At 38.3% G+C, this 19,966-nt stretch carries 18 protein-coding genes and 5 tRNA genes; 3 read left to right on the top strand and 20 right to left on the bottom strand.

The window, feature by feature from the left end; translation table 11 throughout:
• Positions 1-96: 96 nt before the first annotated feature.
• The 15 genes from IJE64_RS05570 to IJE64_RS05500 form a co-directional block, all read right to left on the bottom strand.
• The gene (locus IJE64_RS05570) at positions 97-2,298 is read right to left on the bottom strand and encodes an elongation factor EF-2 (protein WP_292783214.1); all 2,202 of its coding nucleotides are present in this window, start codon (positions 2,296-2,298) and stop codon (positions 97-99) included.
• Positions 2,299-2,329: 31 nt separating this feature from the next.
• Positions 2,330-2,890, bottom strand: coding sequence for a 30S ribosomal protein S7 (locus tag IJE64_RS05565; RefSeq protein WP_292783211.1), 561 nt, complete (start codon positions 2,888-2,890; stop codon positions 2,330-2,332).
• A 13-nt stretch (positions 2,891-2,903) separates the two neighbouring features.
• The gene (locus tag IJE64_RS05560; RefSeq protein ID WP_067044341.1) at positions 2,904-3,329 is read right to left on the bottom strand and encodes a 30S ribosomal protein S12; all 426 of its coding nucleotides are present in this window, start codon (positions 3,327-3,329) and stop codon (positions 2,904-2,906) included.
• Between the two features lie 336 nt (positions 3,330-3,665).
• Complete coding sequence (locus tag IJE64_RS05555; RefSeq protein WP_292744083.1) at positions 3,666-4,097, bottom strand: NusA-like transcription termination signal-binding factor; 432 nt, start codon at positions 4,095-4,097, stop codon at positions 3,666-3,668.
• 6 nt (positions 4,098-4,103) lie between these two features.
• Positions 4,104-4,403: a 50S ribosomal protein L30e gene (locus IJE64_RS05550; protein WP_292783208.1), complete on the bottom strand. Its 300-nt coding sequence runs from the start codon at positions 4,401-4,403 to the stop codon at positions 4,104-4,106.
• Between the two features lie 8 nt (positions 4,404-4,411).
• The gene (rpoA2, locus tag IJE64_RS05545) at positions 4,412-5,602 is read right to left on the bottom strand and encodes a DNA-directed RNA polymerase subunit A'' (protein WP_292783206.1); all 1,191 of its coding nucleotides are present in this window, start codon (positions 5,600-5,602) and stop codon (positions 4,412-4,414) included.
• Between the two features lie 8 nt (positions 5,603-5,610).
• A complete protein-coding gene (locus IJE64_RS05540) occupies positions 5,611-8,373 on the bottom strand; it encodes a DNA-directed RNA polymerase subunit A' (RefSeq protein ID WP_292783203.1) in 2,763 nt (920 codons plus the stop codon).
• Between the two features lie 25 nt (positions 8,374-8,398).
• Complete coding sequence (gene rpoB / locus IJE64_RS05535; protein WP_292783201.1) at positions 8,399-10,204, bottom strand: DNA-directed RNA polymerase subunit B; 1,806 nt, start codon at positions 10,202-10,204, stop codon at positions 8,399-8,401.
• 24 nt (positions 10,205-10,228) lie between these two features.
• Positions 10,229-11,773 (bottom strand): DNA-directed RNA polymerase subunit B'', encoded by a 1,545-nt coding sequence (locus tag IJE64_RS05530; protein WP_292783199.1) that lies wholly within the window; start codon positions 11,771-11,773, stop codon positions 10,229-10,231.
• 246 nt (positions 11,774-12,019) lie between these two features.
• A complete protein-coding gene (locus tag IJE64_RS05525) occupies positions 12,020-12,253 on the bottom strand; it encodes a DNA-directed RNA polymerase subunit H (protein WP_292783196.1) in 234 nt (77 codons plus the stop codon).
• Between the two features lie 43 nt (positions 12,254-12,296).
• Positions 12,297-12,370, bottom strand: a tRNA-Lys gene (locus tag IJE64_RS05520).
• A gap of 31 nt (positions 12,371-12,401) precedes the next feature.
• Positions 12,402-12,473 (bottom strand) — tRNA-Asp (locus IJE64_RS05515).
• A gap of 131 nt (positions 12,474-12,604) precedes the next feature.
• A tRNA-Tyr gene (locus IJE64_RS05510) sits at positions 12,605-12,678 on the bottom strand.
• Between the two features lie 6 nt (positions 12,679-12,684).
• Positions 12,685-12,759, bottom strand: a tRNA-Pro gene (locus tag IJE64_RS05505).
• 115 nt (positions 12,760-12,874) lie between these two features.
• Positions 12,875-12,948, bottom strand: a tRNA-Thr gene (locus IJE64_RS05500).
• Between the two features lie 120 nt (positions 12,949-13,068).
• On the opposite strand from IJE64_RS05500, the gene thiM reads away from it, so the two are divergent.
• Positions 13,069-13,932 carry a hydroxyethylthiazole kinase gene (gene thiM, locus IJE64_RS05495; protein ID WP_394355592.1) on the top strand — a complete coding sequence of 288 codons (864 nt, stop codon included), beginning with the start codon at positions 13,069-13,071 and terminating at the stop codon, positions 13,930-13,932.
• A complete protein-coding gene (gene thiE / locus IJE64_RS05490; RefSeq protein WP_292783146.1) occupies positions 13,929-14,549 on the top strand; it encodes a thiamine phosphate synthase in 621 nt (206 codons plus the stop codon). The genes thiM and thiE overlap by 4 nt, the downstream gene beginning before the upstream one ends.
• Positions 14,550-14,587: 38 nt before the next feature.
• Here thiE and IJE64_RS05485 read toward each other — a convergent pair whose 3' ends face one another.
• From IJE64_RS05485 to IJE64_RS05470, 4 genes are read right to left on the bottom strand one after another with little or no spacing between them, the layout of a single operon-like run.
• On the bottom strand, positions 14,588-15,802 hold the full coding sequence (locus IJE64_RS05485; RefSeq protein ID WP_292783143.1) for a phosphoglycerate kinase: 1,215 nt from the start codon (positions 15,800-15,802) through the stop codon (positions 14,588-14,590).
• 15 nt (positions 15,803-15,817) lie between these two features.
• Entirely contained in the window at positions 15,818-16,486 is a 669-nt protein-coding gene (tpiA, locus tag IJE64_RS05480) for a triose-phosphate isomerase (RefSeq protein WP_292783141.1), read from the bottom strand.
• Between the two features lie 46 nt (positions 16,487-16,532).
• Positions 16,533-17,411, bottom strand: a complete 879-nt coding sequence (locus IJE64_RS05475) for a site-specific DNA-methyltransferase (protein ID WP_292783139.1) — start codon at positions 17,409-17,411, stop codon at positions 16,533-16,535.
• Between the two features lies 1 nt (position 17,412).
• Positions 17,413-18,279 (bottom strand): hypothetical protein, encoded by an 867-nt coding sequence (locus IJE64_RS05470; RefSeq protein WP_292783138.1) that lies wholly within the window; start codon positions 18,277-18,279, stop codon positions 17,413-17,415.
• 131 nt (positions 18,280-18,410) lie between these two features.
• Between IJE64_RS05470 and twy1 the strand changes: the two genes are divergently transcribed.
• The gene (twy1, locus tag IJE64_RS05465) at positions 18,411-19,328 is read left to right on the top strand and encodes a 4-demethylwyosine synthase TYW1 (protein ID WP_292783137.1); all 918 of its coding nucleotides are present in this window, start codon (positions 18,411-18,413) and stop codon (positions 19,326-19,328) included.
• Here the strand turns inward: twy1 and IJE64_RS05460 are convergent.
• Entirely contained in the window at positions 19,303-19,965 is a 663-nt protein-coding gene (locus tag IJE64_RS05460) for a flavodoxin family protein (RefSeq protein WP_292783135.1), read from the bottom strand. The two genes, twy1 and IJE64_RS05460, sit on opposite strands and share 26 nt — an antisense overlap.
• Position 19,966 lies beyond the last annotated feature (1 nt).

Genomic DNA, 19,966 nt, shown 5'->3' with positions numbered 1-19,966 from the left:
TAGCTTAAATTAAATATTATACTTTAACATATAAAAAGATATGTTTTTTCTTATGAATTTTTAATAAAAATATAAAAAATTAAAAAATTTTAATTCTTATAAATCACCTAAGTAGTGGCTTGCAGGGAACGGCTCTTCTGATAAGCCTTTTCTTTGCCTGATTTGCCTTACGATTTGATGTTGCATTTCACGAGGAAGTGGTTCAAATCCAGCAATTTCAGTAGACCATAAACATCTACCTTCTGCTGCAGATCTGATATCTCCAGCGAAACCGAACATTTCAGCTACAGGTACTTTGGATTCAATTTTAGCCATGTCTCCGGTTCCTTGACCCATATTTATGATTTGGCCTCTTCTGTTTTGAATCTCACGAGTACATGCACCCATATAATCGTTAGGAGTATCAATTACTACTTTTTGCATTGGTTCGAGTAATGCAGGTTCTGCAAGCATCATGGAACCTAAGATTGCATTTCTGATTGCAGGCAATACTTGAGCAGGTCCTCTGTGAACTGCGTCTTCGTGAAGTTTTGCATCGTTGAGCTTGAATTTTAATCCCATGGAAATTTCGTTTCCTAAAGGACCGTTTTCCAAAGTGGATTCGAATCCTTCAAGTAAAAGCTCTTTTACTTCATCCAAGTATTGGATACCACGAGTCATGTTAAGGAAGACGCTTCTGTTGTGAACAGCCCATACCCTTCTGGCTTCCTCTTTATCCAAGCCATGTTCCATGAAGTCGTTGGCAGATTCTTTACCTTTAACTCTGCCCTCTTTAATTTTTCCTTCTTGAATTGCTTCGAAGAGTTCAGGTTCAATAGGTTCAACAGTAATGTAAAATCTGTTGTGCTTGTTAGGAGATTTACCTTCAACTTGTGGAGAGAGTTTTTTCACGGTTTCCCTGTATACTACAATAGGTTCGGAAGTTGTGATGTCAACACCTTTATCCTTGATTCTGTAACCGATGACTTCCAAGTGAAGTTCACCCATACCGGATACCAAGTGCTCACCAGTCTCTTCGTTAATCTCGATTTTTACGGTAGGGTCTTCCTTACCGGTTTGTCTTAATACTTCGATTAATTTTGGTAAGTCTTTGGTATTTTTAGCTTCTACAGCTACAGTAACTACAGGCTCGGATATGTGTTCCAATCCTTCAAACTCTTTGATTTTGTCTTCTGGAGAACATAATGTTTCACCGGCAATAGCTCCTTTTGCACCAGCAATGTATACAATGTTACCTGCAGGCACCCTATCGGTGTTAACCCTTTCAGGACCGAAGTATACACCTACTTGCTGTACTCTGGATTTACCGTGGGAACCTACCATGTAAACTTCAGTTCCTTTTTCGATAGCTCCACCGTATACCCTACCGGTTGCGATTTCACCAGCGTGCTTGTCTACAGATACGTTGGTAACCATAACTGCTAAAGGTCCGTCAGGAGCGGTAGTGACCATACCTTTTCCTGCAGGAGACTCGATATCTCCATCCCATATGTTAGGTACCCTGTAGACTTGCGCTTCTTTAGGGGAAGGCAAGTGTTCGACTACCATACCTAATAATACGTCGGATAAAGGTACTTTCTGTGCTAGCTCTTTTTCATTTTCAGCATTACAGTAATCGATAATGTCTTTGAAGTTGATTCCGGTTTCTTGCATGGTTGGAACATTGATAGCCCAGTTGTGATATGCGGAACCGAAAGCTACACTACCGTCAGTGAAATCTAATTTCCACTCTTCTTTCTTGTCTTCAGGAGCCATGTTCTTAATCAATTTATTGGCTTCCATGAAGATTTTCAAGAATCTGTTCTGCAATTCTTCAGGTTCTAACTTTAACTCGTTGATTAATCTGTCAACTTTGTTAATGAATAAAACCGGTTTAACATTTTCTTTTAAAGCTTGTCTGAATACAGTTTCGGTTTGCGGCATGATACCTTCCACAGCACAAACTACAACCACTGCACCGTCTACAGCTCTCATAGCACGAGTTACGTCCCCACCAAAGTCAACGTGACCAGGTGTATCAATCAAGTTAATTAAGTATTCCTTGTCCTGATAATCGTGTACCATGGATACGTTAGCCGCATCGATAGTAATACCACGTGCTTGTTCCTGTTCGTCAAAGTCCAAGAATCTTTGATCACCTGCAAGCTCTTCGGAAATCATTCCTGCGCCTGCCAAAAGGTTATCAGATAAAGTGGTTTTACCGTGATCGATGTGAGCACAGATACCAATGTTTCTGATTTGACTAGGTTCATACATTAACTCTTTGATTTTTGCAATCATTTTGTCTCTTCTACTCAAAATAACCACCTAAAATATAAACATGATATGATTAGTGTGCTGCTTTAGCAACTCTTTCTTTCTCTTCAGCTTTTTGTAAAGCGAAGCTTCTTGAATCTTCTTCAGAAGCAAGAATCAATTCATCAGCTAAACATTCAGCAACAGATCTTCTGTTTTTGAATGAAGATTGTAAAGTACCTCTAGTCAAGAATCCTAATGAAAGGTCAACCCTTCTTTGTGGAGAAATGTCTACAGCTACCTGGTATCCGATACCACCGTATTTGATACGGGTAGTTTCTTCACGAGGTGCAGTGTTTTCAACTGCAGTGACTAGAACCTGTACAGGATTCTTTTTAGTTCTTCTGTTGATAATCTCTAAAGCATCTTTAACGATATTGTAAGCTTTGTTTTTCTTACCTGAGTTGAGATGGGTTCTCATAATCTTGTTCATTAATCTTTCAACAATTGATACTTTAGATTTTGCGAATTGTCTTTTTACGTGTCTACCAGAAGTATGTGGAACTAAAGTTTCATCCAAGCAGATATATTTTACTAAACCTAAGTCCTCAACTTTTACTTCATCGAGATCCCATTTGTTAAATAATTTACTCATAAATATAACCACCTTATCTTACAGGTTTTTCTATTTTTCCACTTACCATTTCTGATAAAGCTACGTTATTAACTTTGGAAACTTTCCAACGGACTCCAGGAATATCCCCCATGGATCTTCCGGATGGTCCACCGATTCCTTCAATCATCACTTCATCGTGCTCATCGATAAATCCAATAGCTCCGTCACCTGGTGCGAAAGCAGTTAATTGTTTACCGTTCTTAATCAATTGAACACGAACACATTTACGGATAGCAGAGTTAGGTTGCTTTGCTTCTATCCCTACCTTTTCTATTACGATACCTCTAGCTTGAGGAGCTCCTTCGAGCGGATCCGCTTTAACATCTAACCTTAAAGCTCTCCTTTTGTAATCTACATCTTTCCACTTAAAATTTTGTCTATTCTTTTTAAGTTTTTTTGCAGCAAAAAGTCCTGGCATATTTTTTCCTCTAATCTTTTTGTTAAAAACATATCTAAGAATCCACCGCTGCGATTTATACTATAGTCTATAGTACAATCTAAATTCAAAGATATTAATCAGTAATAATAATTAATTAGATAAAATACATTATCTAAAAGAAGATATCTTGAAATAAAATTCAAAACATTGACAAAAAGCACACATAGTCAAGTTATTAAAAAGTACAGATATCTTAAGATAAAATATATATTTCAACCTTTATAAAGGTATGTTTTTTCAGGTCTAAAATAAAAATAAAAAATGTTTTTTAAAAAAAAACAAATGAAAAAGAAATATTAAAAAATAGCATGAAAGCTATTTTAAAATAATATTGTCAATATTATGTTGCCTATTTGCTAATAATTTAGCTCTTTCAATATTGATTCCGTTTTTACCGATAGCAATACGCTTGTTGGTATTGTCTGCTGTGACAGTAGCTATTTTTTCGCCTGACTGTTTTTGACTAATCTTGACAGTCTGCAACTTTGCAGGGGATAAAACGTTCTTAATGAATTGTATCGGATCATCATCCAATTCGATAATCTCAACACCCTTATCTACTGCTCTTTGAACTTTAGAAACTGAACTTCCTTTTTTACCTATAGCAAGTCCCATGTCACCATTCTTAACAACGAAAGTGACTTTTCCATGTTCATCATCGATAATGCAATCCTTAACCATTGCTCCAGTCATATTTTCGAAAAGAGCTATGTATCTAATCTCATTTGCACTAAATTTAATAGACACTTAAATCTACCTCAAATCGTCTAATATTGTAGAATCTCCTGGATCGTTTACGATTAATGTAGCAACAGTGAAAGGTTTACCACAAACAGAGCCCAAATCCACACTGGTTCCATCATATACGAAGGATGGAATTTCGGAAAGATTTGCATAATATTCAACATCTTCAAGAATTTCTTTAGGAGCGTTACTAGCAACAACTACAAGCTGTCCTTTTCCTAATTTTAAAGATTGAATTGATTTTTCAGAGCCTAAGATTACATCACCAGTATCTACAGCTACCCTGATTCCTCTATCTACGTCCATCATCTAGCCTCCTATTCATTTTTATAATCCATTTTGACACCGACTGAACCGGTACCAAGAGGTATTGGTTGTCCAATAATAATATTTTCGATGATACCTGTTAAATCATCCACTTCACCGCGAATACTTGCGTTAAGTAAATGTTTACCAGTTTCTTCAAAAGCTGCACGAGCTAATACGCTTGATTTTTCACCACTAATACCATGTCTTCCAATAGATTTGACGATTCCCTCTGAAGTCATGATATCAGCGACTAACATGATATGCCTTACATCAACACTAAGACCTTGTTCGGAAAGAGTATTTTGAGCTTCGTTGATAATAGATTGACGAGCAGCTTCAATACCTAAAACCTCACCTATCTCGTGAATGTTGTTGGTGGTTGTCCTCACATGGTCGATACCGTCCATGTCAAGAATCTCCTTAAGGTTGGATCCTTCAGTGTGAATAATCCATTCAACATCATCTTTACGAATGATAACTTTACCTATTCCTTTTATACCACTGATCTGTAAATCACGAACTTTATCAGCTAAAAGACGAAGTTCACGTATTTCAAACTTGGAATCAGATTTATCTGATTTAGGAGAAGGAATTATTATGGTGTTATTATTGATTGTTGACTTTTTGAAAGTCTTTTGAATAATAGCATCAATTTCTTCTCTGTCAAGTCTTTTCTCTTCAATTTTCTTATTATCTAAAACTGCTTCCACTTCCATTGTACCATAGTTCAGATTGAAGTCGGAAAGAATATCGTTGATGGTGCTTTTACCTATTTGGTTAGCTAAGGTTCTAACGAATTCCTCATCATTGCGCCTTTCCTCATCAAAGTAAATGTCCATGGTAGGAGTGGCAATCTCTTTTCTAGCGTCAACAATCTCGATAAGTCTTGGAAGACCCAATGTTACGTTTAACTCAGTTACCCCTGCATAGTGAAAAGTACGCATGGTCATCTGAGTACCCGGTTCACCAACAGATTGTGCAGCTACTGTTCCAACAGCCTCGCCAGCTTCAACATGAGCTCGGTCATAGGCGGCCTTGAGCTTTCTGATAAGCACTCTTAATTCATCATCAGTTAAGTCTTTATTAATGTATGCTTTTGATAAATCCTCGATGTAACTATCTGGAAAATCAATAGCAAGATTCTCATCTTCATTTAACTCAGCTATAGTATCTTTTACCTTAATTATAATATCTTCCATAATTACACCTACTTAGCATCCGCTTTAGTTTTAATTCTTATCTCATCAATGAGTTTATTTAAATCTGCAGGTTTACCGAAGTCAGATTTTGCAGGGTCCACTCCATCTTCACCGAACATGGTTTGAATAACATTACCTTGATTATCGGTAACAAGTCCTGAAGATTTAACCTGCAAGTCCTGAAGTGCGTTTACAAGCCTTCTTTGCATGTAACCGGATTGAGCTGTACGAATCGCTGTATCTACAAGACCTTCCCTTCCACCCATTGCGTGGAAGAAGAACTCGATTGGGTCAAGACCGGATTTGTAACTTGAATGCACAAATCCTTTCGCTTTTGCCCCTAACTCACCTTTCTTGAAGTGAGGCAAGGTTCTGTTGAGGTATCCCCTTTCGATACGTCCACCCCTAACCGCCTGTTGTCCTACACAAGCAGTAATCTGAGTAAGGTTCAACATGGATGCCCTTGCACCAGTACGTGCCATTACTACAGAGTGGTTTTCCACAGCCATCACATGGTCATATGGATCATCATCGGACTGTTTACCCATTGTAAGGTAGTTTTCTGCAATGCTACCGGACATGTCCCTAGCTTCCCCGAGAACTTGCATGATCTTCATCTCCAAAGTTTCTTCTAGACTTCTACCCGGCAAAGCTTGGAGATATCCTTCTTCATAAGATTGAACAAGCATGTCTACTTCTTCCATCTTCTTGTTCAAGTGCTCATTAATACGGTCCTGAGCCTCTTCAGGAATTTCCTCATCATTTAAGGAAGTTGTAATTCCGGTTTTCATGATTCCGCAGATAGCCAAGTCAGTGGAACGGTCTAGGAATTCTTTTGCTCTTCCAGGACCGTATTCCTTAACGATCTTATCTAAAATCTTACCTGAGAATGAACCGTAAGCGGATTCATCGATTACACCCTGAGTCAAGATACCGTTCTTGATTACAACAGTAGCGTCTTCAACAGGGAATACTGCAGGACATTTTGAAATTTCAGCACTATAAGACAAGTTCATGTCATTAGGCAGTAACAGTGAGAATAACTCTTTTCCAGTCCATTTCTCTCCTTTTTCCTTGAAGATATAAGTATCTTCATTGTATTCAGAATCATGTTTTAAAACCCAATGGTTGGATTTGAACGGAGGAATAGGCAAGTGAGATTTGCGGATGATTTGCAAGGCTTCCTCTTCCGTGAATTCAACGCCATCCCTTGTCAATAGGTATGCTCCTGAAATGTGGTCGTGAATAGCACCGATAATCGGTCCACCGAACCTTGGAGATAAGATGTGTTCCTGAACACGCATTAATGATTTGGCTTCAGCACGTGATTCGTCAGTCTGGAAAACGTGCATGTTCATTTCGTCCCCATCAAAGTCCGCATTGTATGGAGGACATACACATAAGTTAAGTCTGAAAGTTTTGTAAGGCAATACCCTTACCTCATGAGCCATCATACTCATTCTGTGCAAGGAAGGTTGTCTGTTGAATAAAACCATGTCCCCATCTTTTAAATGTCTGTCGATGATGAAACCAGGTTCCAATTGTTCTAAAATGAACTCTTTGGTATCATCAGTAACCCTTCTTTTTGTATTGCCGTTTCTTACATAGTTTGCACCAGGGTGAATATCAGGACCGTTCTCGATATAGGTCCTCATCTCATCGATGTTCCATTCATTTACATATACGGGCACGGTCACTTCCTTAGCAATCATTTCAGGTACACCGACCTCATTGATACTGATGTTAGGGTCCGGTGAAATAACTGTACGTGCAGAGAAGTTAACACGTTTACCGGAAAGGTTGGAACGGAAACGTCCTTCTTTACCTTTCAACCTTTGAGTCAAGGTTTTAAGTGGTCTTCCTGACCTGTGCCTTGCAGGAGGAACACCGGATGCTTCATTATCAAAGTAAGTAGTAACGTGATATTGCAATAACTCCCATAAGTCTTCAACAATCAATTGAGGAGCTCCAGCTTCCATATTCTCAAGCAAACGTTGATTGATTCTCAAGATATCTACAAGCTTGTGAGTCAAGTCATCCTCAGACCTCTCACCTGTATCGAGAGTGATTGATGGCCTTACAGTTACAGGAGGAACCGGAAGTACGGTCAAGACCAACCATTCAGGCCTTGCAACTTCAGAGTTAACACCTAAAATGTAGGCATCTTCATCAGTAATCTTTTCAAGTCTTTCACGAACTTCAGAGGGAGTTAACTTATAGTCGCCTTGACGGATAGTGACAGGCTTGTCTAAAATAATGGCTTCCTGAGGCTCGCCACAGTGAGGGCAGCAGTATTTCAAATCCACTTCCTCGTCGTCTTCAGGCATGGTTTTTAACTCTCTTTTAGCAGATTTATAAACATCTTTTAGGATATTGTTAATGCTTTCCTTATTGCCCATTGATTCGCGTATTCTTTCTTCATAAAACTCAATCTGATCGTCACTTAAAAGAATACGACCACATTCGTTACATGTAGAACGCAAGATTTTGTGGATTATATCACCAAAACCTACATGAATGACAGGTCTTGCAAGTTCAATGCTACCAAAGTGACCTTGACAATCCCCACCTTTAAAACCGCAAGTTCTACATACCAAACTAGGATCAATAATACCTAAACGAGGGTCCATTAAACCTTTTTCAATAGGAAAACCATCATCCCCATAAGTATCAGGATATTCAACAGTGACAACAGACATCTTACGAATATCCTCAGGAGACATTAAACCAAAGTTAATTTGTTCAATTTTTTTAATATAATGATCTGTCATGAATTGGCTCCTTTAATAAATGTAATTATGCTTTGTCTCCTAAAACTAATTTAGGGAAAATACATAAACTCTTAAGTTCGTCTAATAATAATTTAAATGCGTATGATATTTCTACAGGATAAGTTTCCACATCTCCACAGATTGGACAGTATTTCTTGTTTTTATTCCTGTCATATACAGCCAACATACCGCAGTTATCACATACGATAGCTTCGTATTTGTCGGACTCGTCAAGAAGTCTTTCCTTTAATGTTAAAGCTGCACCGTGTGCAATAAGGCAGTCCCTTTCCATTTCTCCAAATCTTAAACCACCTTCACGTGCTCTACCTTCAGTAGGTTGACGTGTAAGCACTTGCACAGGACCTCTGGAACGAGCATAAACCTTATCTGTAGTCATGTGGTGTAATTTCTGATAATATGCCACTCCTACAAAGATTTCAGCATCAATTCTCTCACCGGTTACTCCGCTGTATAATGATTCGCATCCTGCAGATTCGAATCCATGATTGATTAACTGCTGTTTGATTTCATCTTCAAGGTCTTGGTTGAATGGAGTTGCGTCAACTCTTGCACCTTCAAGACAGCCTGCCTTACCCGCAACCATCTCTAACACCTGTCCAATGGACATCCTGGATGGAATAGCGTGAGGGTTAACTATTAAATCAGGAACGACACCGAATTCTGTAAATGGAATGTCTTCAGGAGATAATATTAAACCGACAACCCCTTTCTGACCGTGTCTTGATGCGAATTTATCACCAAATTCAGGTTGCCTGGTATCTCTTACTCTTATTTTAGCTAATCTTGAACCTTCAACTGTTTCAGATAAAAGAACTGCATCGACAATACCTTTTTCACCGTGTCTTACAGTGACTGAGGTTTCCCTTCTTCTGTCTGCAACAGAACCGAAGTCCTCTTCCAAGAATCTTGGAGGTGAAGTCTTTCCAATCAATACGTCACCTGATTCCACATAAGATTCAGGGTTTACTACACCGTCCTCATCCAAGTTCCTGTATGCCTCTTCGGACCTGTATCCCTTGATGTTCTTGTCCGGAACCTCAAACTTGTCCACTTGACCTCCGGCATATCTTTTCTCTGAAGTGTCGTAAGCTCTGAAGAAAGAAGACCTTGCAAGACCCCTTTCAAGGGAACCCTTGTTGATAACCATTGCGTCTTCCATGTTGTATCCTTCATAAGACATCAATGCCACAACGAAGTTCTGGCCGGATGGTCTTAAGTCATAATTAGTTGAATCGATGATACGTGTTTTTACGATAGGGGTTTGAGGATGATGTAACAAGTGAGCTCTGGTATCGGTACGTAATGCATAGTTTGAAACATATAAACCTAAAGCCTGCTTTGTCATACCCGCTTCCATAGTGTTCCTTGGAGAGGAGTTGTGGTCTGAAAACGGAATGATTCCTGCACAGATTCCAAGCATTGTGGCAGGGTCGATTTCCAAGTGAGTGTGCTCATCATTCAAGTCCGCTAAAGTCATTGCAATGTATGAGTTTTCCTCTTCCTCAGCATCCAGGTATTCGATAAGCCCTTTGTCAATTAAATCGTCCCATTTTAACTTTCCGTTTGCAACTTTGTTTAAATGTTCCTCTTTTAAAAGTGGGAGGCCTTCCTTAACAATGATTAATGGCCTTCTAGCTCTACCTGGGTCATTGAATATGTAAATTTCATTATTATCTTCATAATATGTAATATTCATTTCATGAGAGATTTCACCATTTCTTCTCTTCTCTCTCATTTCTTGGGTAAATGATATCGGATCTTCACAAGACCCTAAAAGTTCACCATTTATATAAATTTTAGATTTCTGCAAAAAAATTCCCTCCTAACAAGTAACTTAATCTATTAATACACCCATACTTTCAATAACATCTCTAATTTCTTGTTCATCAGAACCTTCAGAAATATTACACATTAAAGCCAAGTTCTTAACCAAACCACAGTTAGGCCCTTCCGGGGTCTCGTTCGGACATATCTTACCGAATTGTGTTGGGTGCAAATCTCTTGCTTCAAAGTGAGGTTGACTTCTTGTTAACGGAGATACGACACGTCTCAAGTGAGAAAGAGTTCCCATGTAACTGGTCCTATCTAAAAGCTGACTTACACCAGCTCTTCCACCTACCCAATTACCTGTAGCAATAGCGTGCTTGATGTTTTCAGTTAAAACATCACTACGAACAGCTTGCTTAATTGAAAGTTCCTTGCCTCTTGAAAGGCTTCTTTCAAGCTGATAACTCATGTCCCTAGTTAAATTGGTGAAAGCCACTCTGAATAAATCTTCCATCAAATCACCAGAAACCCTGAGTCTCTTATTGGTGTAGTGGTCCTTATCGTGAGGTTCTCTTTTCTGTTCGATAACTTCAAGTAACATTTCAGTCATTTCTGCTAAATAAATAGCTTTATCGTAACATCTTTCCTGTTCAGTACCCATATGAGGCAATAGATAACGGTTTACAACATCTGTTGCACGTTTGATACGATAATCCTTAGGCATGTTCTTAGCCACTCTGTTACCAATATATTTGATGGCGGCATTTTGCATGTACTCCCTTCTTTCTTCAAGAGTCATTCCATCCATTTCGTTCTGATCCAGTTTCAAGGCTTCAAGTGAAACCTGGATATCATCCGCTATCATCATCTGGAAATTATTATCGTCGGAAATTGCGGTAATAATCTCTTCATCAGTAGCCAGACCAAGTGCCCTTAATAATATAACTAATGGAATTTCCCCTGGAAGATATGGGAAAGAAATTCTTAAGAACACTCCGTTTTTACGAGGTTTTTTGTATTCCAAAGTAATTCTTGCTCTGAAACCGCTTTTGATTGAAGTGACAACAGCTTTAGCGTGCCTTTCTTCAACTTCGCCTAAGCGTTCAAGAATAATTTTGTTCGGAGCTATTTCCTCCATTGTAACTACAGCCCTTTCAGAACCGTTTACAATAAAGTAACCTCCTAAATCTTGAGGGTCTTCATGTTTTTCAATTAATTCTTCAGCGCTGAGACCGTTAAGATGGCAAATGTCTGATTTGAGCATTACCGGCAACTCGCCGATATACACCTCTTCCAAAGGATTGTCTTCTCCTTCTTCATTCAATGCCATTTCAAGGTACATGTCTGCAGAATAATTTAAGTTTCTAAGTCTTGCTTCAGTTGGATCTATTTCGCTACTGGATCCATCTGCTTCCTTATTAGATGGTTTTTCAATACGTACTTTACCAGTTTTTAAAGTGTATTTTCCATCATCTAATGTAATAGGTTCAGTGATATCAATAATATTCTGAATCCTATTGTTTACAAAATCGTTGTATGACTTAATATGGTGATCGACCAAATCATACTTATCAAAAAATGCATCAACTAATTTCCAGTTATTCTCTGTCATGGACATCCTCCAGCATTACGTACGCAATAAAAATAATAATATAAATAAAAACAACACATACATTAGGATAAACCTAATAACTAATTCATTTAATCATTATTCTTAATTTACTCATAACTATCTCCTTTTAAGATAATTCCTCTCAAACTAAGTTCAAATTTATTATATGAATTTCTAAAAAACAAAAAAATACAGAAATTATACTATATTAAATTTACTTTCTAAAATTATATTAAAGACTAAAATTTACCCTTCTACAATTCTGTAAGTAATGAATTCTCCCGCTGTTTGGCTTTCACGAGTGATTCTTAAAACATTACCCGGCTCAGCACCTATCGCTTCCACAACAGGATCGTTAGCCCTTATTTTTGGAAGGTCTTTAAAATCATAGTCAACATCACTAAATTCTTCAGAAATTTCTTCTTCAGTCATGATTTCATGCTTTGGTACGAGCATATGGTCTTGAATATCTATTTTCAAATTTTTTCCTCCAGATAGAAAAGTTAAAATATAAAATTAGAAACAGGCCTGACGGGAATTGAACCCGCGGCCGCTTGGTTAAAAGCCAAGCGCTCTGCCAGACTGAGCTACAGGCCTAAACGATATATTACTACTTAAGAACTTGAAGCGCCCTGGCCGGGATTTGAACCCGAGTCGCGGGCTCGACAGGCCCACATGATAGCCCCTACACCACCAGGGCAACCAACACTTAAATAGCACATGTGTAAAAATACACTATCAATTACTATAATCTTAATCATATATAAAGTTTTCGGAAAAAACAGATATTTCACAAAAAATCACATATGAAAAATTATAAATAAATTGAAATCCCGCCTGCCGGACTTGAACCAGCAACATTTGGATCTACAGTCCAACGCTCTGCCAAATTGAGCTAAGGCGGGTTGAAATGGGTCCGCCCGGATTTGAACCGGAGTCTCAGGCTCCCAAAGCCCAAAGGATCGACCAAGCTACCCTACGGACCCACATACAATATGTATGTAGATAACATACTAATAGTAATATCTATTAACAACTATATAAATGTTACTATAGAGTATAAAAACATTGAAAAAAACTTAAATTAACAATATAAATTAAAGCCCCGGACGGGAATTGAACCCGCGACCACGAGATTACAAGTCTCGCGCTCTACCAGACTGAGCCACCGAGGCAATATTGTTAATGTTATATAACAATATAACTTATATCAATTGTCATTTAAATACTTTACTATAAACAACCTTTTTTTAGAAAATATCATATTAAAATATAAATATTAAATAATATAATTAATAATCATGACAGACACTATTCTAGATAAGATTGACGAAACTTTAAAAAGCATTAAAGAGAAAAACCCATTAACCCATTGCATAACAAATTCCGTAACAATCAATGACTGTGCAAATGCAGTTCTGGCAATTGGCGGATCCCCATTCATGGCAGAAGATGCAGATGAACTGGAAGAAGTGGTGACCATAGCAGATGCATTAGTGATAAACATTGGAAAATTAAGTGCAGAACAGGTAAATGCCATGAAGATAAGTGCTGAAACTGCGAATAGAACAAACACTCCAATTGTATTGGACCCAGTAGGCGTCGGAGTAACCGAACTTAGAAACAGAACAACCCTAGATTTAATTGAAAACTATGATATGGCCGCAATTCGCGGAAACATTAGTGAAATCAAAGCAATAGCCAAATTAGTTGGAATAATTGATGAGAATAACACCGCAAAAGGAGTGGACGTTAACCTTGACGACATAATAACCGAAGAAAATCTAGCTGCAAATGGAGAAATCATTAAAGAACTCTCATTGAAATTAAATGCAACCATACTAGCCAGCGGCCCCATTGACATTTTAAGCGACAGTAAAACCACAATAGCAATAGACAACGGAGACGACATGATGCCATTAATCACAGGAAGCGGTTGCATGTTATCTTCAATTGTCGGAACCTGCATTGGAGGTTCAACACCATTGGAAGGCAGCCTTGTTGCAATTTTGGCAATGAATCTTGCTGGAGAAAAAGCAAGAGCAAAAGTTGATGAAAAAGATGAAGGAACCGGCTCATTCAGAGCATACTTAATCGATTACCTTTACAAGACTAATGCTGAAAGCTTAGTAAACGAATCAAATATTATGATACTATGAAAAATCTAGACTTGTCCCTATATCTTGTGACTGACAGAAGCGACGATGTGGAAAAATTCCTGAAAACAATTGAAGAAGCCATAAAAGGAGGAGTGACTGTTGTTCAAATTAGAGAAAAGACTGCAGATACCCTTGACTTTTATAACTTATCATTGAGAGTTAAAGAAATTACTGCAAAATACGGAATTCCATTGATTATCAATGATAGGGTGGATATTGCACTGGCCATTGATGCTGATGGAGTTCATGTCGGGCAATCCGATATGCCATGTGACGTTACAAGAAAGCTTATTGGAGAAGATAAAATTTTAGGCGTTTCTGCAGCTACAGTAAAAGAAGCAAAAAAAGCTCAAAAGGATGGTGCAGATTATATTGGATCAGGAGCAGTATTTCCAACCCAAACAAAATCGGATGCCGAATCAGTCAGCAAACAAGAGCTAAAAGAAATTGTTGAATCCGTTGACATTCCAGTTGTAGCCATTGGAGGAATTACCCTTGAGAATGCATCACAACTAATGGATATCGGAATCGGAGGATTGTCTGTTGTAAGTGCAATAATGAGTTCTGAAAATCCTAAAAAATCATCCGAAGAGCTATTAAAAATATTTAATGGCTAATCTTATTTTTTTAAAAAAAAGAGAAAGTAAAAAAAAAATTATTTTTTACTGTTTTTAAGCGCTTCCACAGCAGCCAACTTTTTGCCGGCAAGCATGCTAATGCAAGCGCCTCCACCACTGCTTAAATGACTCATCTGGTCTTCCAAACCAAGTCCGGCAGTGGCCGCTGCAATATGTCCCCCACCTATAAGTGAGAATCCATTGGAGCTGGCCATGGCATTTATTAAATCCTCTGTACCCATTGCAAATTTAGGGTCTTCAAATACACCCGCAGGACCATTTGCGAATATGTATTTGGCATCCCTGATTTCTTTTGCATAAAATGCAATGGTCTTAATGCCTATGTCAAAAATGGCTTCATTTGGGATTTCGCTATTGTCAATGTCAACTCTTTTGCCATCGATTTCACAGGCAACATCAATAGGATACTTAACTTTATCTCCAAATCTTTCAATCAGGTCCTTAGCTTTTTCAACCATGCCTTCATATCCTCTGCTTGCTATGAAATCCCTATTGACTTGGCCAATATCAACTCCTGCAGCCCATAATACAATATTTCCTACAATACCAGTAGTTAAGATGGAATCTGCAGTGCCATTGCTTAACACATTCTCCATGACATCAATTGAATCGTCCGGTTTCATTCCGCCGAGTAAAAACACGCATGGATGCTCAACATTATCGAGCGCATCCTGAATGACAGTTAATTCCTCTTCCATCACACGGCCTGCAGCGGAAGGAGTGTCTACTGTAAAACCAACCAATGACGCTTGAGACCTGTGAGCTGCCGCAAATGCATCATTTACAAAATAATCAATCAAAGGAGACAAATGCCTTACAAGCAATGTTTTTGATTGCTCTTCAGGACTTCTTGAAAGGGTCTCTTCAGAGAAAAAGCGCGCATTTTCAAGTAATAAAATTTCATGAGGTTTGAGATTATGGATAGCTTCCTTAACAGAAGCTGAGAATAGTGAATCTATATAGTTCACCCTTAAATTTAAAATGTCTGAGAGCGCATCAGCATGCTGAGATAAAGTTGTGAAATCTTTCTTTCCAGGACGGCTTTGATGTGCAAGAATTACTACCTTGGCCCCCTTTTGAGACAATTCCTTAATAGTCCTTGCATGCAACTTCAATCTGGTATCATCCAAAATGATTCCGGAACCCGGATCAACTGGAGCATTTATATCAACCCTTACAAGCACAGTTTTATCTTCCAAATCAAAATCGTCAATCGTGTTAAATTCTACCATTTTCTCACTCGAACATTATAATTTACTTACTAAATCCAGTAAAGCGTCTTTTGGACTTTCAGCCTTGATGATTCCTGATGCGAGCAACACTCCATCAGCACCCAAATCCATTGCGGCTTTCATATCATCACCAGTAGTGATTCCAGCACCACACAATACTTTAATATCCTTATTGATAGCTTTTACTTCCTTAACAGTATCTTCAACAACTTCAGGTTGTGCTTGAGATACTGGAATTCCTGTACCTATCAATTCAGGAGGTTCGACCGCTACAGCATCAGGAGCCAGCGCCGCAACAGCTTTTGAAGTATCAATATTGTTAGTGCATACACATGATTCTATGTCGTTGCCCCTGCACAATTTTACAACCTCATCGATATCGGCCAATTTCATCCTATTTTCTGAATGGTTGATTAGTGAACCGCTTACACCCGCTTCAATTAAGGTATTGATTAAACTAGAACCAGTGTGTCCTCCGGGAGAGATTGGATCAATATGCTGGGCATATATCGGAAGGGAAGCTTCTTCGCTTATTCTATAAATGTCTGCCGCTTGAGGAGCTGCAACCATAGTGATTCCAGATTCATTAGCAGCACTTTCCAAGTCATGTGCAAGTTCTAAAGCTTTCATACCACTTGATTCCAAATATGTCTTATAATTCAATATCACTATTGGTGTATCCATAATAATCCCACAATTACTTTATTATTATAATATTTAGAAAACATTATTAAATAAATTTATGATTAATTATCCTATTTTGAGCCAATTTGATATAATCCTCATCAATGTCATAACCAATATATTTTCTGTTATTTTGAAGCGAAGCGATGCAAGTTGTTCCGCTTCCGCAAAACGGATCAAGCACAACATCGCCCTCATAACTGTAAAGGTTAATCAACCTATGAGGAAGCTCAACAGGAAATGGGGCGGGATGGCCGATTCGCTTTGCATTCACAGCCGGAAATGTCCAGATGCTTTGAGTCCAATGAATGAAGTCATCACGAGTTATTGTATCCCTTTTATCCTGCGTTTTATTTTTGGAATATGATTCCTTTGAAAAGACCAGAATGTATTCATGATAATCCCTAAGCACAGGATTGGAAGCGGACATCCAGCTTCCCCATGCACATGACCCTCCAGCACTGGCGGATTTATCCCAAATAATCTCGCCCCGCATTAGAAATCCTAAACCAAGCATTATTTCAATCACCATTGCATGGAGAGGAACATATGGCTTTCTGCCAATATTTGCTATGTTGATGCAAGCCCTGCCGCCGGTTACTAACTTATTGTAGGACTCGCGGAAAACGGCAGTCAGCAAATCAAGATACTCATCCAGCGCCAAATCCTCATCATATTCCTTTCCAACATTATAAGGTGGAGAAGTAATCATCAAATGAATACTGCTGTCCGGAATCTCATCCATGTTTTCACTGGATTTGCAATATAACTTATTCAAATCACAATCAGGTATTTTTGACTCCTTATATTCAATTTTTTTAGGAATCTTGAAATCCTCAAATAATTTTGAGTTGTAAAACTTTTTTGAGCTATGGGATTCCCTTAAAACTGAACCGAATGAAGAAGTTTGAGTTTTTCTTGTCACTTTAAGACCCCTTTAGAAGGTTTAAAAATTTCAATCCCTTATTTTCACAGGTATTTTCGCAATTAGCTATTTCAATCAACTTGCCTAAATTCTTTGGGCTTTCCATGCCTGAAAAGAAATTCAAATCCTGGATAAACAATTGGTTTAAATGCCGTTTCAACTCATCAGTATTGTCAAATCTGACAAAACCTCCCTTGGGAGTGGTCTTGCGAGTATTTCCATGATTTAGTGGAAACGGATTTAGAGACCAAAATCCTTGAATCAACCCAGAATGTTTAAGATAGTCCGCTTTTTTAGAAAAACCATTGGATAGAGGAGTGTTTCCCAAAACCACAATGGGAATTTTGGTCGATTCAAAGTTTGATACCCTAACATCAATGCATTTACCAATAGCTTTTAAGATTGAATCTGAACGTGTGAAAGACGGTTTTCCCTGATGGGTCCTGTAATCTCCGACTTCACGGACAGTGCCTGAAGTGGGATCATACTCCCAATTCCACACCAAAGACATCTTAACCTCACATATTAGTTTTACCTGCGATGCCTTTAAAATTTTTTTATCCTCCGTTGCGATTACAATATCTGCGGGAGAATTGGATGTGATTCCAACTGATGGAATTCTTGCCTGCTGAACGACAAAAAGGTCATCGCCAATCAGGGAATTGAACAATTCACTGACCCAGTTTTCAGTGTAATTTCCAATCAAAGAATTTCTGGCCTGAAGAGTGGATTTTCTACCGCGATACCTTTTGGGCCAATAGGCCAAATATCTCCCGTCATCAGCCCTGTAAAACAACTGCCTGACGGATTTGATTTCTTTTGAGTTGATAAAAAATAACTTTTCCTGTTGTTTATTCCATAATCTCATAATTTAAATTATAAAAAATAAACATATAAATAGATTAAATAATTATAATACATTTTTGTTCAATATTTGATAAATTAATTTGAGCATATAAAAATGTATATACTAGCAAATTTAAAAATTAAAATGATTTTATGTCATTCAATGAAAGCCAGATAGAAAAATTAGAAAAAAGCGGATACCGTTTCGTCGGGACTCATGGGCATGCGGCTGTAAAAACCTGCCATTGGACCCGCCAAAGTATTGTAGATAAGGGAGTTTGCTATAAGGAAAAATTCTACGGCATCCAATCACACAGATGCCTTCAAATGTCTCCTGCAGTCCCAAATTGCCAGCAGGAATGTGAATTCTGCTGGAGAGATTTGACCTATACCCAAACCCGCTGGGAAGATGACGAATATGACGACCCAAAAACAATAATAGACGAAGCCATCAAAGCCCAGAATAATTTGCTATGCGGCTATTATGGAAATGACAAGGCAAATAGAAAGAAGCTGGAAGAGCTGAAAAAACCAACCAATGCAGCCATCTCCCTAGCCGGCGAGCCCACTCTTTACCCAAAAATTGACGAGCTGATTGGAGAGTTCAACCGACGTGACTTTACAACCTTTGTCGTAAGTAACGGCCAGTGCGTCGAGCGACTAAGAAACCTTGAAAATGATCCATATCAACTATACCTTTCCTTGGATGCACCTAACGAGAAAATATTTAATGATGTGTGCAGACCCAGAATAAATGATGCTTGGAGCAATTTAAATGAATCACTTGAAACATTGGCTAGCTTTAACTCACGTACATGTATAAGAAACACATGCGTTCGTGGCAGAAATATGGAAAACCCTGAAGAGTATGCAAAGCTAATAAAAAAAGCAGACCCCGATTTTGTGGAAGTCAAAGCGTACATGTGTGTTGGCTCATCACGTAAACGACTAAGCCTGGACAATATGCCACTGTTTGATGAGGTCAAAGAATTTGCAAAAAAAATAGGTGATGAATGCGGTAAAGATATAGTCAACGAATCTGAAATCAGTCGTGTTGTTCTGCTCGAATAGCTACCCTTTTTCCAAGTTCAAATGCGTTTTTTAAATCTTTCGGGAATTGTGTTTGGCGGACACGTTTCTTTTCACTTTCGTCAAAAGCGTCAGAAACATATTTTGAATAATTCTTAAATTGATAGGTGTCATAGACATAGAGATGTTCCGGTTTTGTGAAAACCATGCTCAAGCCCATTTCGAAGTGGTCATGAAGGTCGTGGTATCCTATCTGATAGGAAATGTCTTCAGAAGCATTCATGGTGTAGATATAAGCCAGAGGCATCTTCTTGTGTTCCACGGTTTCAGTCTTGCTGTATGCCAAGAATGGAAACATGAACCTTTCCAAAAAGCATCTCATATTTCCTGTGACATCACTGAAGTAGATTGGAGAACCTAAAATAATACCATCGGCTTGAACTACTTCCTCTAGAATAGGTTTAAAATCATCATTTTGAACGCATTTGCCATAATGTTTCCCATCTCTTATTTTACATGCAAAACAGCTCTTACACCCATTAAAAGGGAAATCGTACAAATCTATTCTCTCAGTTGAAGCGTCCGGGAAAACGGATTTGACTCCCTCAAGAGATTTATCCAAAAGCTGGGCAGTATTGCAGTTTTTCCTAGGAGACCCATTGATAGCAAAGAATTTCATT

Origin of the sequence: Methanobrevibacter sp., assembly GCF_017409525.1 — an archaeon.
Lineage (GTDB): Archaea > Methanobacteriota > Methanobacteria > Methanobacteriales > Methanobacteriaceae > Methanocatella.
The sequence above is the reverse complement of the archived record's forward strand: the minus strand, read 5'-3'. Positions and strand labels throughout refer to the sequence as shown.

Excerpts from the sequence above, each read along its gene's own strand:
- IJE64_RS05565 (WP_292783211.1), bottom strand. The coding sequence starts at position 2,890 with ATGAGTAAATTATTTAACAAATGGGATCTCGATGAAGTAAAAGTTGAG.
- IJE64_RS05560 (WP_067044341.1), bottom strand. The coding sequence starts at position 3,329 with ATGCCAGGACTTTTTGCTGCAAAAAAACTTAAAAAGAATAGACAAAAT.
- IJE64_RS05550 (WP_292783208.1), bottom strand. The coding sequence starts at position 4,403 with ATGATGGACGTAGATAGAGGAATCAGGGTAGCTGTAGATACTGGTGAT.
- rpoA2 (WP_292783206.1), bottom strand. The coding sequence starts at position 5,602 with ATGGAAGATATTATAATTAAGGTAAAAGATACTATAGCTGAGTTAAAT.
- IJE64_RS05540 (WP_292783203.1), bottom strand. The coding sequence starts at position 8,373 with ATGACAGATCATTATATTAAAAAAATTGAACAAATTAACTTTGGTTTA.
- IJE64_RS05530 (WP_292783199.1), bottom strand. The coding sequence starts at position 11,773 with ATGACAGAGAATAACTGGAAATTAGTTGATGCATTTTTTGATAAGTAT.
- thiE (WP_292783146.1), top strand. The coding sequence starts at position 13,929 with ATGAAAAATCTAGACTTGTCCCTATATCTTGTGACTGACAGAAGCGAC.
- IJE64_RS05485 (WP_292783143.1), bottom strand. The coding sequence starts at position 15,802 with ATGGTAGAATTTAACACGATTGACGATTTTGATTTGGAAGATAAAACT.
- tpiA (WP_292783141.1), bottom strand. The coding sequence starts at position 16,486 with ATGGATACACCAATAGTGATATTGAATTATAAGACATATTTGGAATCA.
- IJE64_RS05470 (WP_292783138.1), bottom strand. The coding sequence starts at position 18,279 with ATGAGATTATGGAATAAACAACAGGAAAAGTTATTTTTTATCAACTCA.
- twy1 (WP_292783137.1), top strand. The coding sequence starts at position 18,411 with ATGTCATTCAATGAAAGCCAGATAGAAAAATTAGAAAAAAGCGGATAC.
- IJE64_RS05460 (WP_292783135.1), bottom strand. The coding sequence starts at position 19,965 with ATGAAATTCTTTGCTATCAATGGGTCTCCTAGGAAAAACTGCAATACT.